Annotated in this window: 14 protein-coding genes; 6 read left to right on the top strand and 8 right to left on the bottom strand. The window is 68.0% G+C overall.

The features are described 5' to 3' along the window. Positions 1-33: 33 nt before the first annotated feature. Positions 34-2982, top strand: coding sequence for an ATP-dependent DNA helicase (locus tag ACOEQ2_RS16635; protein ID WP_419729059.1), 2949 nt, complete (start codon positions 34-36; stop codon positions 2980-2982). Here ACOEQ2_RS16635 and ACOEQ2_RS16630 read toward each other — a convergent pair. The 3 genes from ACOEQ2_RS16630 to groES form a co-directional block, all read right to left on the bottom strand. Then, complete coding sequence (locus tag ACOEQ2_RS16630) at positions 2974-3180, bottom strand: cold-shock protein (RefSeq protein ID WP_419729058.1); 207 nt, start codon at positions 3178-3180, stop codon at positions 2974-2976. The two genes, ACOEQ2_RS16635 and ACOEQ2_RS16630, sit on opposite strands and share 9 nt — an antisense overlap. Before the next feature lie 221 nt (positions 3181-3401). Beyond that, the gene (gene groL / locus ACOEQ2_RS16625) at positions 3402-5039 is read right to left on the bottom strand and encodes a chaperonin GroEL (RefSeq protein ID WP_419729057.1); all 1638 of its coding nucleotides are present in this window, start codon (positions 5037-5039) and stop codon (positions 3402-3404) included. A gap of 56 nt (positions 5040-5095) precedes the next feature. After that, on the bottom strand, positions 5096-5395 hold the full coding sequence (groES, locus tag ACOEQ2_RS16620) for a co-chaperone GroES (RefSeq protein WP_419729056.1): 300 nt from the start codon (positions 5393-5395) through the stop codon (positions 5096-5098). A 305-nt stretch (positions 5396-5700) separates the two neighbouring features. Between groES and ACOEQ2_RS16615 the strand changes: the two genes are divergently transcribed. Then, positions 5701-5961: an usg protein gene (locus ACOEQ2_RS16615; RefSeq protein ID WP_419729055.1), complete on the top strand. Its 261-nt coding sequence runs from the start codon at positions 5701-5703 to the stop codon at positions 5959-5961. On the opposite strand, the gene ACOEQ2_RS16610 is transcribed toward ACOEQ2_RS16615, so the two are convergent. Continuing rightward, the gene (locus tag ACOEQ2_RS16610) at positions 5948-6208 is read right to left on the bottom strand and encodes a DUF4169 family protein (RefSeq protein ID WP_419729054.1); all 261 of its coding nucleotides are present in this window, start codon (positions 6206-6208) and stop codon (positions 5948-5950) included. The two genes, ACOEQ2_RS16615 and ACOEQ2_RS16610, sit on opposite strands and share 14 nt — an antisense overlap. Here ACOEQ2_RS16610 and ACOEQ2_RS16605 point away from each other — a divergent pair. Further along, positions 6207-6869: a dienelactone hydrolase family protein gene (locus ACOEQ2_RS16605; RefSeq protein ID WP_419729053.1), complete on the top strand. Its 663-nt coding sequence runs from the start codon at positions 6207-6209 to the stop codon at positions 6867-6869. The two genes, ACOEQ2_RS16610 and ACOEQ2_RS16605, sit on opposite strands and share 2 nt — an antisense overlap. A 101-nt stretch (positions 6870-6970) precedes the next feature. Further along, a complete protein-coding gene (locus ACOEQ2_RS16600) occupies positions 6971-7423 on the top strand; it encodes a hypothetical protein (RefSeq protein WP_419729052.1) in 453 nt (150 codons plus the stop codon). A 53-nt stretch (positions 7424-7476) separates the two neighbouring features. Here the strand turns inward: ACOEQ2_RS16600 and ACOEQ2_RS16595 are convergent, their stop codons facing one another. Continuing rightward, the gene (locus ACOEQ2_RS16595; protein WP_419729051.1) at positions 7477-8769 is read right to left on the bottom strand and encodes an MFS transporter; all 1293 of its coding nucleotides are present in this window, start codon (positions 8767-8769) and stop codon (positions 7477-7479) included. A gap of 135 nt (positions 8770-8904) precedes the next feature. On the opposite strand from ACOEQ2_RS16595, the gene ACOEQ2_RS16590 reads away from it, so the two are divergent. Further along, complete coding sequence (locus ACOEQ2_RS16590; protein ID WP_419731258.1) at positions 8905-9057, top strand: DUF3309 family protein; 153 nt, start codon at positions 8905-8907, stop codon at positions 9055-9057. 67 nt (positions 9058-9124) lie between these two features. On the opposite strand, the gene ACOEQ2_RS16585 is transcribed toward ACOEQ2_RS16590, so the two are convergent. Genes ACOEQ2_RS16585 through ACOEQ2_RS16575 form a run of 3 tightly spaced genes read right to left on the bottom strand, consistent with a single transcriptional unit; the run spans position 9125 to position 12022 of the window. Next, positions 9125-10021, bottom strand: a complete 897-nt coding sequence (locus ACOEQ2_RS16585) for an S-methyl-5'-thioadenosine phosphorylase (RefSeq protein WP_419729050.1) — start codon at positions 10019-10021, stop codon at positions 9125-9127. After that, positions 10011-10709: a cytochrome c1 gene (locus ACOEQ2_RS16580; protein WP_419729049.1), complete on the bottom strand. Its 699-nt coding sequence runs from the start codon at positions 10707-10709 to the stop codon at positions 10011-10013. Before ACOEQ2_RS16580 ends, ACOEQ2_RS16585 begins: the two co-directional genes overlap by 11 nt. After that, on the bottom strand, positions 10709-12022 hold the full coding sequence (locus tag ACOEQ2_RS16575) for a cytochrome b (protein WP_419729048.1): 1314 nt from the start codon (positions 12020-12022) through the stop codon (positions 10709-10711). The genes ACOEQ2_RS16580 and ACOEQ2_RS16575 overlap by 1 nt, the downstream gene beginning before the upstream one ends. 139 nt (positions 12023-12161) lie before the next feature. On the opposite strand from ACOEQ2_RS16575, the gene hemF reads away from it, so the two are divergent. Further along, the gene (hemF, locus tag ACOEQ2_RS16570; protein ID WP_419731257.1) at positions 12162-13049 is read left to right on the top strand and encodes an oxygen-dependent coproporphyrinogen oxidase; all 888 of its coding nucleotides are present in this window, start codon (positions 12162-12164) and stop codon (positions 13047-13049) included. Positions 13050-13088 lie beyond the last annotated feature (39 nt).

The following is a 13088-nucleotide window of genomic DNA, read 5'->3' as shown; positions in this document are numbered from 1 at the left end:
CATGGCCGGGAGTTGCGCGCTATGTGTGGGCGGATGCATGACGCCGCCTCCCCCGCCACCAGCCCGGCGCTCGTCGCCGGATATGGTCGGGTCTCGCTGCTGACACCGGACGGCGAACTGCTCACCCTCACCCGGGCCGAGGCGGTCGACGCGCTGCGCGACCTGGCCCCGCCGCTGGTGGTGCATGCCCCGGCCAACGCCCGGCGGCTCGGCCTCCCGGGCCTGGCCGCCTACGACCTACTGGAGCTGTTCGCGTTCGTGCTGCCGGCGCGGTCCGCGGCACCCACGCCGCGCGGGCTGGCCCTGGCGCTGGACCTGGAGCCGCAGGAGATCGGCGATGCCGACGCGTCGCTGCTGCCGGAGCTCGCGGGTCTGCTGCTGGATCGCGCCGAACAGCTTGCCCACACCAGCTCCGGTCCGGAGTTGCGGGCGCTCGTGCTGCGGATGCGCCAGGCCGGCTGGAGCTGGGGCGAGGTGCTGTGCCAGCGACTCGGGGTCGGGGCACTGCTGCCTCCGGAAGCGATGCAGCCCGGCGAGGCGATGCGGGTCTGGCGCCGGCTGCCGAAATGGGAGGAGACCGCGCCACGTCCGCCGCCCGCCCAGCACGAGGTGGCGCCACAGGAGGCACGGGCGCGACTGACCGATCTGCTCGGACCGGATGCCGAGCAGCGCGTGGGACAGGCGGATTATGCCGATGCGGCGGCGGCGGCGTTCGCGCCTCGGCTGTTGCGTGGCGATCCACGGCTGGTCCTGGCGGAAGCCGGCACCGGAACCGGCAAGACGCTCGGCTACGTGGCGCCGGCCAGCCTGTGGGCCGAGCGCAATGCCGGCACCGTCTGGATCAGCACCTACACCCGCCACCTGCAGCGCCAGATCGAGACCGAGCTGAAGCGGCTGCATCCCGACCCGGCGGTGCGTCGCCGTCGGGTGGTGCTGCGCAAGGGACGCGAGAACTATCTCTGCCTGCTGAACCTGGAGGAGGCGGTGCAGGCGTCCGCCGCCGGGGGTGCGTCGGGCATCGTCGTGCCGCTGTCGCTGCTGGTGCGCTGGGCCGGCGCCACCAGCGACGGCGACGTGCTCGGCGGCGACCTTCCCGGCTGGTTCGCCGAGCTGTTCGGACATGGCACCACCGGCGGCCTCGCCGACCGCCGCGGCGAGTGCATCCATGGCGCCTGCGTGCACTACACGCGCTGCTTCATCGAGCATGGCATCCGCCGCGCCCGCGATGCCGACCTGGTGGTGGCGAACCACGCGCTGGTGATGGTGCAGGCCGCCTGGCACAGCCAGTTCGGCGACAACGCGGACGAGGATGCGGCGCCGACCCGCTACGTGTTCGACGAGGGCCACCACCTCATGGAGGCCGCCGACAGCGCGTTCTCCGCCGAGTTGTCCGGGCTCGAGGCGGCGGAACTGCGACGCTGGCTGCTGGGCGCCGAGGGCAGCCGGTCACGCGCGCGGGGCCTGCGCCGGCGGCTGGACGAGCTGGTGGTCGGGCAGCCGGACCTCGAGACGCCGATGGAGGCCGCCCTGATGGCGGCGCGCGCCCTGCCGGCGCCGGGCTGGTCGATGCGGATGGCCGAGGAGGCGCTGCCGTTGCTGGCGGGACCGGCCGGCGGCAATGCGGTCGCGCCCGAGGAGCCGGCCAACCCGACCGAGGCGCTGCTGCACGTGCTGCGTCGGCAGGTGCTGGCGCGGGCGAAGCAGCGCGGCGACACGTTCGGGGCGATGGAGTGCGACCTGCAGCCGGTGAGCGCCGAGCTGGCCGACGCGGCCGGCCGGCTGGAACGCGCGCTGGTGCGGATCACCGAACCGCTGACGACGCTGGTAACGCGCCTGCTGGCCAAGCTCGAGGAGGATGCCGACACCCTGGACAGCACCACCCGCGGGCGCATCGAGGCGCAGTGCCGCACCATCCGCAGACGTGCGATCGCGCGGCTGGAAGCCTGGATCGCCATGCTGCGCGAGGTCCCGGGGCAGGCAAGTCCCGAGCGGGGACCCGCCAGCCACGTGATGTTCCTGCGGCTGGAGCGGCGGCTGACCGGTGCACGCGGCGGGTCGGCGGGGGCAGCCGAGCGGGATGTCGGGCTGCACCGGCACTGGCTCGACCCGACGCTGCCTTTCGCTGCCGCAGTGGCCGCTCCCGCGCACGGATTGCTGGTGACGTCCGCCACCCTGCGCGACCAGCCACGGGCGGCCTCTGGAGCGGAGGCGAGCGAAACCGACGCCGACGAGGCATGGGCCGCCGCGGAGGCACGGGTCGGCGCCACCCACCTCCCCTCGCCGGCTCTGCGCGCGGCCCTGGCGAGCCCGTTCGACTATGCCCGGCAGACCCGGGCGCTGATCGTGACCGACGTGGCGCATGACGATATCGGGGCACTCGCGGCCGCCTACCGTGCGCTCTTCATGGCAGCCGGCGGTGGCGGGCTCGGGCTGTTCACCGCGATCAGCCGGCTGCGGCAGGTGCATGAACGGCTGGCGGGGCCGCTCGAGGAGGCCGGCATCCCGCTGTTCGCGCAGCACATGGATGCGATGGACAATGCGACGCTGGTCGACGTGTTCCGCACCGAAACCGACAGTTGCCTGCTCGGCACCGATGCGATGCGCGACGGTGTCGACGTGCCGGGCCGCGCGCTGCGGCTGGTGGTGTTCGAGCGCGTGCCGTGGCCGCGGCCCGACATCCTGCACCGCGAGCGCCGGATCCACCTTTCCGGCGGACAGCCTGCCGCGTACGACGACCGTATCGCCAGGCTTCGGTTGAGGCAGGCGTTCGGCCGGCTGATCCGCACCGCAACCGACCAGGGCGTGTTCGTCCTGCTCGACCGGCGCACGCCGACCCGGCTGTTCAGCGCCTTCCCGCCGGGCGTCGTGGTCCGGCGCGTCGGGCTTGCCGAAGCGGTGGCCGAGACGCGGGCCTACCTCTCGCTGACGGACGCAAGGCCCGACACCGAACGATTGCCCCCGATGATCCGCGGATCAGTCTAGCGGTTTAAGATTTGTCGCGGCCGCCTTGCCGCGCTCCATAGCGATCTCGTAGCTGACCTTCTGGCCCTCATTGAGACCGCGCAGGCCGGCTGCCTGCACGGCGGTGATGTGCACGAACACATCCTTGCCGCCGTCATCCGGCATGATGAAACCGAAGCCTTTTGTGGTGTTGAACCACTTCACCGAACCGATCGCCATGTCGGTTTATCCTTCTCGCCGCCAGGCCGCCGCGCCGGGTTCCGTCCGCTCCGTCGCCCACGCTGGAGATGACGGCGCTACAACGACCTATTCGTTATGGGGGCAGAAAGGTTAGGCGGTGTCAATCGTAACGTAACAACATGTCGCACGTGAAAAAGGGGCGGCCCCTCGCAGGACCGCCCCCTCTTTCGTTGCGAGAGTTTCCGAACCGCGGTGGCGGATCAGAAATCCATGTCGCCCATGCCGCCGCCCGGAGGTCCGCCGGCGGGGGCCTTCTTCTCGGGCTTCTCGGCGATCATCGCCTCGGTGGTGACGAGCAGGCCGGCAACCGACGCCGCGTCCTGCAGGGCCGTGCGAACGACCTTGGTCGGGTCGATGATACCGGCCTGGACGAGGTTCTTGTACTCGCCGAGCTGGGCATCGAAACCGAACGCGTATTCCGGGTTCTCGAGCACCTTGCCGGCGATCACCGCGCCATCCTCACCCGCGTTCTCCGCGATCTGGCGGAGCGGGGTCTGGATCGCCTTGCGGATGATCTCGATGCCGAACTTCTCGTCCTCGTTGGCCGGGACCAGGTCGGCGAGTGCCAGCGAGGCGCGGGCGAGAGCCGTGCCACCGCCGGGAACGATGCCTTCCTCGACCGCGGCGCGGGTCGCATGCAGCGCGTCGTCGACGCGATCCTTGCGCTCCTTCACCTCGACCTCGGTGGAGCCGCCGACGCGAATGACCGCGACGCCGCCTGCCAGCTTCGCGAGACGCTCCTGCAGCTTCTCACGGTCGTAGTCCGAGGTGGTCTCCTCGATCTGCGCCCGGATCTGCGCGCAACGACCCTGGATGTCGGCCTTTTCGCCAACGCCCTCGACGATCGTGGTGTTCTCCTTCTCGATGTGGATCTTCTTTGCGCGACCCAGCATGGAGAGGGAAACGGTCTCGAGCTTGATGCCGAGGTCTTCGCTGATCACCTGGCCACCGGTCAGGATCGCGATATCCTCGAGCATCGCCTTGCGACGATCGCCGAAGCCCGGTGCCTTGACGGCAGCGATCTTCAGGCCGCCACGCAGCTTGTTCACCACGAGGGTGGCGAGCGCCTCGCCATCGACGTCCTCGGCGATGATCAGCAGCGGACGGCCGGACTGCACGACGCTCTCGAGCAGCGGCAGCATCGGCTGCAGCGACGACAGCTTCTTCTCGTGGATCAGGATGTAGGGCTGATCGAGATCAGCGATCATCTTCTCGGCGTTGGTGATGAAATACGGCGAGATATAGCCGCGATCGAACTGCATGCCCTCGACGACATCGAGCTCGGTCTGGATGCCCTTGGCTTCCTCGACGGTGATGACACCCTCGTTGCCGACCTTCTGCATGGCCTGGCTGATCATCTCGCCGATCTCGGTCTCGCCGTTGGCGGAGATCGTGCCGACCTGTGCGGTCTCGGCGGGCGTCGTGATCTTCTTGGTGTTCTTCTCGAGTTCCTTGACCACGTGGGCCACGGCCTTGTCGATGCCGCGCTTCAGGCCCATCGGGTTCATGCCGGCGGCAACCGCCTTCATGCCCTCGCGGACGATCGACTGCGCCAGCACCGTCGCGGTGGTGGTGCCGTCGCCGGCCACGTCGTTGGTCTTGGAGGCCACTTCGCGCACCATCTGTGCGCCCATGTTCTCGAACTTGTCGGACAGCTCGATCTCTTTGGCGACCGTCACACCGTCCTTGGTGATCCGGGGAGCGCCGAAGCTCTTGTCGATGACGACGTTGCGGCCCTTGGGACCGAGCGTCACCTTCACTGCGTCTGCGAGAATATCAACGCCGCGCAGCATGCGCTGGCGGGCTTCGCTTCCGAAGCGTACGTCTTTGGCAGCCATGTATTATTCTCCTTTAGATGAAGAGGGAATCAAGAACGGTTCGAAATCGCGCCAGTTCAGGCAGCAGCTTCGATCACGCCCATGATGTCGCTCTCCTTCATGATCAGCAGCTCTTCGCCGTCGATCTTGACTTCGGTGCCGGACCACTTGCCGAACAGGACGCGGTCGCCCGCCTTGACGTCCAGGGCGACGATCGCACCCTGCTCGTTGCGTGCGCCGGCGCCGACGGCGATGATCTCGCCTTCCATCGGCTTTTCCTTGGCGGTGTCGGGGATGATGATGCCGCCCGCGGTCTTCTCTTCGCCGGTCAGGCGCTTGACGACGACGCGGTCATGCAGGGGACGGAACTTCGCCATAGCGGTTCGCTCCTCAAAGCGTATTGGCGGCGCCCTCCGTGGAAGCGACGTCGCCGGTTGTTGTGCGCCCGGGCTCGAGTGCCCGCAACGCGATTGGCACTCGGGGCTCCGGAGTGCCAACGGCGATTTAGGCCTCCCCTCGGGGGCTGTCAAGGATTTGGCAGCACTCTTGTGGTATGAGTGCTAAACCATTGACCGCACGTGGTTTTTTATTGCGTCGCGGGCTTGGGACCGGAGAGGATCGAACAAGCGTCACGCAGGTGTCACGCGACCGACACTGCCGTCCAACTGTCATCGGAGGTGCCATGTCTCTGTTCCAGCAGCTCAAGGACTACCGTCTGACCACGGCCGAGATCCTGTATCGCCTGCCCGACCATCCGGCGGTGCTGCAGAGCTATATCTGGCAGGAGCTCGACATCGCGCCCTCCTATCCGGTGCTGCGCAAGTTCCTGGATTTCTGGGAACGCCAGATCGAGGGCCGGCTGCACTCGGTCCGGGTGGGCTCGCTGGACCTGGTCGCGGCCGCCCAGGTGCGGGTGCCGGGCATGGTGCTCACGCTCCACTAGGCTCGCTGTCCGGCGGCGGCGCATTCGGCTCGATCCGGGCGCCGTCGAGGATGGCGCGCTGCCGGGCTGCCTCGGTTTCGTCACGCGCCTTTTCCGCACGCGTGCGCCCATGCCGGCTGCGGTTGTCCGCGGCTGCCAGCGCCTGTGCCTGCCGGTCGCGTTGCCGCCGCACGCCCCTGAGGTTGACGATCTCGCCCATCGGGGCAACCTGCCGCGGCAACGCATCCACGGCAAGGACATCACCCATGGGCCAGATGATCACCCTCACCGCCGCCGACGGCCACGAGTTCGGCGCCTACCAGGCGGGTTTCGCCGACGCACCCCGCGCCCTCGTGGTGGTGCAGGAGATTTTCGGCGTGAACCACCACATGCGCGCGGTCGCCGACGGTTTTGCCGATGCCGGCTATCTGGTGATCTGCCCGGCCTTGTTCGACCGCGCCGAGCGGGGCGTCGAGCTCGGCTACACGCCCGAGGACGCCAAGCGCGGCATCGATCTGCGCCAGCGCATCGCCCACGAGGGCACCGTCGCCGACCTGCTGGCCTCGGCCGAGGCGCCTGGCCATGAGAAGGTCGGCATCATCGGCTATTGCTGGGGCGGCGCGCTGGCCTGGGCGGCGGCGACGCAAACGACCCGGTTCGCGGCTGCGGTCGGCTGGTATGGCGGCGGCATTGCGGCGACCAAGGACGCCCGTCCGAACTGCCCGGTGCAGCTGCATTTCGGCGCCGACGACGACCACATCCCGCTCACCGACGTCGAGGCGATCCGGAGCGCCCAGCCGGGGGTCGAGGTGTTCGTGTACGAGGGCGCCGGCCACGGCTTCGGTTGCTCCGAGCGCCCGAGCTACAACGCCCGCGCCACCGCCCAGGCGCAGGAGCGGAGCCTGGCGTTTCTGCAGCACGCGCTCTAGGCGGCGCTTAAGGAACGTATAGTACCGCGTCGACCGCTACTTCATGTCCATCGCGCAGATGATGGAGGCCGATGCCAGCTCATTGCTGGCACAGCCGTAGCATGAGTTTCATGCAATCGAGGCTTTTGTTCGGCAAACCGGTGCGCGCTAGCAGTCCAGGCGGATATATCTTCGACGCGCTGATGCTGCTGTTTCTGTTCGTGGCGTATCTCGGCTGCAAGGATTTGCGAGCCTTCGCCGAGGCATTGCCGATCGTCACGGTGCCGAGCTCTGCCTTCGTCTTCTTCGGAGCGCTTGGCATTTATGGCATCCGCGCTGCCATGTACGTGGCGATGATACGGCGGAACCGTATGCCGCAGGCCATCGAGTGGCTGGTGTTCCTGATTCCAATTGCTTTTGCGATCGCATGCTTCGTTGCGTCGAGTCCCCTACTGCGCATCTACGCCGAGTTTCACGGCTACGCGTTCTGCTCCGTGCATGGCACCCGGGCGACGATGTACACCTTTGCCAGAAAGCGGGGGGACTGCCCGCCGGCTTCCGTTCCGGAAGACTGACCCGAAGTCATTATCTGATGGAACCGCATGCCGACACGCAGACTGCCGTCCTGTTAGCTCGCGACGCCAGAGCTGGGTCTTAGTGGATCCACCCGCTTTGAAAGCAACGCCGCCACCAGCCCACACGCCGCCGCCAGAGTCAGCCAGAGCCCCGGCATCGCGCGGTTGCCGGTGAGTTGGATCAGGGCGGTGCAAATTGCGGGCGTGAAGCCGCCGATGCAGGTCGCCAGGCTGTAGGCGAGCGAGAAGCCGGTCGTGCGGACGCGTGCCGGCACCAGTTCGGTCAGCGCCACGACCATCGCACCATTGTAGCTCGCATACAGGAACGACAGCCACAACTCGACCACGAGCAGCCGCCAGAATTGCGGCGCGCTCGCGAGCCACAGCATCGCCGGATACGCCGTCAGCATCACCAGCACGCTGCTCGCCAGCAGGATCGGGCGGCGGCCGATGCGATCCGACAACGCGCCCGCCAACGGCAGCCAGATCATGTTCGACAGGCCGACGCACAGCGTCACGATCAACCCATCCGAGGCCCGCAGCCGGAGCACGGTCCTGCCGAACGATGGAGTGTACGCCGTAATGACATAGAACAGGCTGGTCGTCGTCACCACCATCAGCATGCCGATCAGCACGACGCGCCACTGCGATGCCAGCGTCCGCAGCACCTCCGACAATCCAGGATGGCTCGGCTGTGCTGTGAAGCTCGCGGTTTCCTGCAGCGAGCGGCGGAGGATGAACAGCAGCGGCACGATCGAGCAGCCGATCAGCAACGGCACGCGCCAGCCCCACGCGGCGATCTGAGCGGGGCTCAGCCAGCCGAGCAGCAGAATGCCGAGCGATGCGGCGACAATGACAGCCACCTGCTGGCTCAACGACTGGAACGACACGAAGAAACCGGCATGTCCGGGGGGTGCGATCTCGGCGAGATACACCGACGCGGAACCGAGCTCGACGCCGGCGGAAAAACCCTGCAGCAGCCGGCCCAGCAGCACCAGCATCGGAGCCGCAAGCCCCAGTGTCGCGTAGCCTGGCACACAGGCCAGCAGCAGCGTGCCGATCGACATCAAACCGAGCGTCAGGATCAGTCCGCGACGCCGCCCGACGCGGTCGACATAGGCGCCGAGAAACACCGCACCGAGCGGACGCATCAGGAAACCGGCGCCGAAGGTGGTGAGCGCGAGCAGCAGCGACGCGAGTGCGCTGGTCGACGGGAAGAACACCCGACCGATGGCGGCGGCGTAATAACCGAATACCATGAAGTCGTACATCTCGAGGAAATTGCCGCTGGCAACACGGATCGTCGCCAGCGCCAATTGCCGACGGCTCGGCTCGGGCGCGGTCATGAACGGAGGCGGGACACGCCGAGTGTCACCTTCAGGACACGCTCGCTTGTGCTGTGCATTGCACGATCGAACCAACCACCGCTGCGGTCGTTCTCACGGCTCGTCGGGTCATTACTCAAGGGGACGTCTCAAATGCTGGGTACCATTCTACTGATCATCCTGATCCTGCTGGTGATCGGTGCGCTGCCGACCTGGGGTTATAGCGGACAGTGGGGCTACTTCCCGTCGGGCGGCCTCGGGCTGATCCTGCTGGTCGTGATCATCCTGCTGGTGCTCGGCCGCATCTGATCGACAACACGCCCTCGCACTGAACGACGCGGTCGGGCCCCAGGGTCCGGCCGCGTCGTCGTGCGCGCTATGCCGCCAGAACGCGCCCGGCAATATGTTGCAACCGGCTGACCATCTCCGGGTCGCGGGCGGCCGGTGCGGTGATGATCGCGTGTTCCAGGGCGCGGTCGCAACCGGCCCAGCAAGCGCCCCGGCGCTCGCCCAGAACCGGGATGACCGCGCGGATCAGGTCGCGTGCCTTGTCGGCGTTCGACATCATCACGCCCACGACTTCGTCGACGGTGACGGCGTCGTGGCCCTCGCGCCAGCAATCGTAATCGGTCACCATCGCGACGGTCGCGTAACAGATCTCGGCTTCCCGGGCGAGCTTGGCTTCCGGCATGTTGGTCATGCCGATCACCGAGCATCCCCAGCTCCGATACAGGTTGCTCTCGGCCCGCGTGGAGAATTGCGGGCCCTCCATCACCAGGTACGTGCCGCCGCGGCTGACCGGCAATCCGAGCGTGCGGGCGCTGGCTTCGAGTGCGTCGCCAATGCGCGGGCAGAGCGGGTCGGCGACCGACACATGCGCCACCAGCCCGGTGCCGAAGAAGCTCTTCTCGCGGGCGAAGGTGCGGTCGATGAACTGGTCGATCACCACGAAATGGCCGGGCGGCAACTCCTCCTTGAGGCTACCGACCGCGGACAGCGACACGATGTCGGTGACGCCGGACTGCTTCAGCGCCGCGATGTTGGCGCGGTAGTTCAGCGCCGAGGGCGGGATCGGATGGCCGCGGCCATGGCGCGGCAGGAACACGCAGGACACGCCGTCGAGCCGGCCGAACAGCAGCTCGTCGGAGGGATCGCCCCACGGAGTTTCGATCCGGCGCCACTGCTTGTCCTGCAGGCCGGGGATATCATACAGGCCGGAGCCGCCGATCAGGCCGATCACCGGCTCGATGGTCTCGTTCGTTTCAATCGACATGGGTCCAGATCCGACGCTTGAGGAAGAACAGCAGCAGGGTCAGCAGCGCCACATACAGCACGACACTGACGCCGACCCGACGTCGCTGCTCGAGATGGGGATGCGCCACCCAGCCGAGAAACGCCGCCACGTCATGCGCCATCTGCCCCGTGTTGGGCCGGGTGTTGTCGGTGAAGGCGACCTGGCCGTCATGCAGCGGCGGCGGCATCGCGATCAGCCGGCCGGGTGCGGCCGTGTTGTAGTAGCTGCCCGGCGGCACCTCGAACCCGGCCGGAGCCTTCTGGTAGCTGGTGAGCAGGCGCTCGATATAACGCTGGTGACCGTCCAGGGTGAGCGCCAGCCGGGACATGTCGGGCGGCAGGGCGCCGTTATTGGCGACCCGCGCTGCGGCCTCGTTCGGGAATGGCGACGGCAGGTGGTCGTCGGGACGGCCGGCGCGGTGGATCGGCTGGCCGTTTGCGTCGGTCCCGTCGGTCACCGTGGCGCCGGTGGCCAGTGCCTTCAGCTGCGCCGAGGTCAGACCGAGATCACCGAGATCGGCGTAGGTGACCTGCTTCAGCGAATGGCAGGCGCTGCAGACCTGGGCATAGACCGCGTAGCCACGCTGCACGCTGGCGAAATCCGCCGCGCTCGACAGCGCCGGCACCGCGCCCGACACGACCACGGCGGCCGCGATCAGACGCCGCATCAATGGGCACCGTCGGCGATGGCGTCGGGGAGTGCGAGCGGCCGTTCGAGGCGTGGCAACAGCGGCAGCAGCACCAGGAAATACAGGAACCAGTAGGCGCTGGCGACGCGGCTGATCACCAGCCAGACACCTTCCGGACGGCGCAGCCCGGCCATGCCCAGCGCCACGAACGCCACCAGCAGCAGCAGCAAGGCCCGCCGATAGATCGGGCGGTAGCGGGCACTGCGCACCGGCGACGGATCGAGCCACGGCACCGCCGACAGGACCACCAGGCTGCCGACCGCCAGCACCAGGCCGCCGAGCTTGGACGGCACCGCGCGCAGGATCGCGTAGAACGGCGCGAAGTACCATTCGGGCGAGATGTCGGAGGGCGTCGAGAGCGGGTTGGCCTCGATATAGTTGTCAGGCAGCGTCAGCAGGTTCGGCAGGAAGAAGATCAGCACCGCGAACGCCATGATGAATATCGCCAACCCGAGCCCGTCCTTGGAGGTGTAGTACGGATGGAACGGGATGGTGTCGCGCGGACCCTTCACTTCGACGCCGGTCGGGTTGTTCGAGCCGGTCACGTGCAGTGCCACGACATGCAGCACCACCACGGCGACCACCGCGAACGCCATCACGAAATGCAGCACATAGATCCGGTGCAGCGTCGCGTCACCGAGGGTGGGACCGCCCTGCAGCCAGGACGCGAGCGTGTGGCCGATGACCGGCACGGCGGAGAGCGCGTTGGTCGCCACCACCAGGCCCCAGTACGACATCTGTCCCCAGGGCAGCACGTAGCCGGCGAACGCGGCTGCCATCACCATCGCCAGCAGCAGCATGCCGGTCAGCCAGAGCAGCTCGCGCGGCGCCTTGTACGAGCCGTAATACAAACTCCGCCAGGTATGGATGTAGAGCACGGCGAAGAACATCGAGACGCCGCCCATGTGCAGCGACCGGATCAGCCAGCCGCTCGGCACCTGGCGCTCGATCGCCTCGACGCTGGCGAACGCACCCGCCGTGGTGCCGGTATATTCGATCGCCAGGAAGATCCCGCTGAGCAGCAGCACCGCCAGCGCCACCGTCGAGAAGGCGCCGAAATTCCACAGATAGTTGAGGTTCCGCGGCATCGGGTAGGCGACATATTCGCGCCGGAATCCCGAGATCAGCGGCAGCCTCGCATCGAACCAGCGGGCGGCAGGATGAGACGTCGCCGGCAGCGGCGAGACCAGGTCGCGGCCATGACGATGCTCGGCCTGCACGTCGTCCGGGCCCAGGTCCACAGTCTCGCCGGGCGGACGCCCCGGGGCATGATCATCCGGCCGCTCGGCCATCCAGGGTTCCTCAGACTGACAGATCGGTGGCCACGTGCCGGATGTTAGGGTCCCCGGGGCCTGCGCGGCAATCACCAGACCTGCAGCTCGCGTTGCCGAGCCGCCGCACGTCTGGGATAGTGGTGTGCCGATGAGCAGCATGGATGCCCTTCCCGCCCGACCGCCGCATGAGGCGCTGAAGCAGCAGGCGCGCGCCTGGTTCGAGGGCCTGCGCGACCGGCTGTGCGACGCGTTCGAGGCGATCGAGCGCGCACCGGACCTGCCGCTCGGCGACCGCCCGCCCGGACGCTTCGAGCGCCACTCCTGGAACCGGCTCGAGGATGGCACCGGCGGCGGCGGCGTGATCTCGATCATGCGCGGCCGGGTGTTCGAGAAGGTCGGCGTCAACGTCTCGACGGTGGAGGGCGAGTTCAGCCCGGAGTTCCGCAGCCAGATCCCCGGCGCCGAGCAGGATCCGCGCTTCTGGGCATCGGGCATCAGCCTGGTGTCGCACCCGCAGAGCCCGCTGGTGTCGGCCGCCCACTTCAACACGCGGATGCTGATCACCACCCAGGGCTGGTTCGGCGGCGGCGGCGACATCACGCCCATGCGTCCGGAGAGCCAGCAGGCGCAGGCCGACGCGGTCCGCTTCCACGCCGCTTTCGCCGCAGCCTGCGACCGTCACGATCCGGAGTACTATCCCCGCTTCAAGGAATGGTGCGACCGCTACTTCTTCCTGCCGCACCGCAACGAGCCGCGCGGCCTGGGTGGCATCTTCTACGACCGGTTCTTCTCAGGCGACGCCGAGGCCGACTTCGCCCTCACCCGCGATGTCGGCGAGGCGTTCCTCGGCATCTATCCGGCCCTGGTCCGCGACCGCATGGCCCAGCCCTGGAGCCTGGAGGAACGCGAGCACCAGCTCGTACGCCGCGGCCGCTATGTCGAGTTCAACCTGATCCACGATCGCGGCACGCTGTTCGGTCTGAAAACCGGCGGCAACGTGGAGGCGATCCTGATGAGCCTGCCGCCCGAGGTGCGCTGGCCCTGACGCCTCGGCCTCGCGCGCCGACTCCGATGCCCGACACCG

It is taken from the genome of Lichenicola sp. (assembly GCF_965198575.1).
Classification (GTDB): domain Bacteria; phylum Pseudomonadota; class Alphaproteobacteria; order Acetobacterales; family Acetobacteraceae; genus Lichenicola.
This window is presented reverse-complemented; position numbering and strand designations above follow the sequence as displayed.

What these genes read in the sequence shown, in the direction of transcription:
- ACOEQ2_RS16580 (WP_419729049.1), bottom strand. Translation starts at nt 10,709, where the DNA reads ATGCGGCGTCTGATCGCGGCCGCCGTGGTCGTGTCGGGCGCGGTGCCG.
- ACOEQ2_RS16630 (WP_419729058.1), bottom strand. Translation starts at nt 3,180, where the DNA reads ATGGCGATCGGTTCGGTGAAGTGGTTCAACACCACAAAAGGCTTCGGT.
- ACOEQ2_RS16605 (WP_419729053.1), top strand. Translation starts at nt 6,207, where the DNA reads ATGGGCCAGATGATCACCCTCACCGCCGCCGACGGCCACGAGTTCGGC.
- ACOEQ2_RS16615 (WP_419729055.1), top strand. Translation starts at nt 5,701, where the DNA reads ATGTCTCTGTTCCAGCAGCTCAAGGACTACCGTCTGACCACGGCCGAG.
- hemF (WP_419731257.1), top strand. Translation starts at nt 12,162, where the DNA reads ATGGATGCCCTTCCCGCCCGACCGCCGCATGAGGCGCTGAAGCAGCAG.
- ACOEQ2_RS16575 (WP_419729048.1), bottom strand. Translation starts at nt 12,022, where the DNA reads ATGGCCGAGCGGCCGGATGATCATGCCCCGGGGCGTCCGCCCGGCGAG.
- ACOEQ2_RS16600 (WP_419729052.1), top strand. Translation starts at nt 6,971, where the DNA reads ATGAGTTTCATGCAATCGAGGCTTTTGTTCGGCAAACCGGTGCGCGCT.
- ACOEQ2_RS16610 (WP_419729054.1), bottom strand. Translation starts at nt 6,208, where the DNA reads ATGGGTGATGTCCTTGCCGTGGATGCGTTGCCGCGGCAGGTTGCCCCG.
- ACOEQ2_RS16585 (WP_419729050.1), bottom strand. Translation starts at nt 10,021, where the DNA reads ATGTCGATTGAAACGAACGAGACCATCGAGCCGGTGATCGGCCTGATC.
- groL (WP_419729057.1), bottom strand. Translation starts at nt 5,039, where the DNA reads ATGGCTGCCAAAGACGTACGCTTCGGAAGCGAAGCCCGCCAGCGCATG.
- ACOEQ2_RS16635 (WP_419729059.1), top strand. Translation starts at nt 34, where the DNA reads ATGCATGACGCCGCCTCCCCCGCCACCAGCCCGGCGCTCGTCGCCGGA.
- ACOEQ2_RS16595 (WP_419729051.1), bottom strand. Translation starts at nt 8,769, where the DNA reads ATGACCGCGCCCGAGCCGAGCCGTCGGCAATTGGCGCTGGCGACGATC.
- groES (WP_419729056.1), bottom strand. Translation starts at nt 5,395, where the DNA reads ATGGCGAAGTTCCGTCCCCTGCATGACCGCGTCGTCGTCAAGCGCCTG.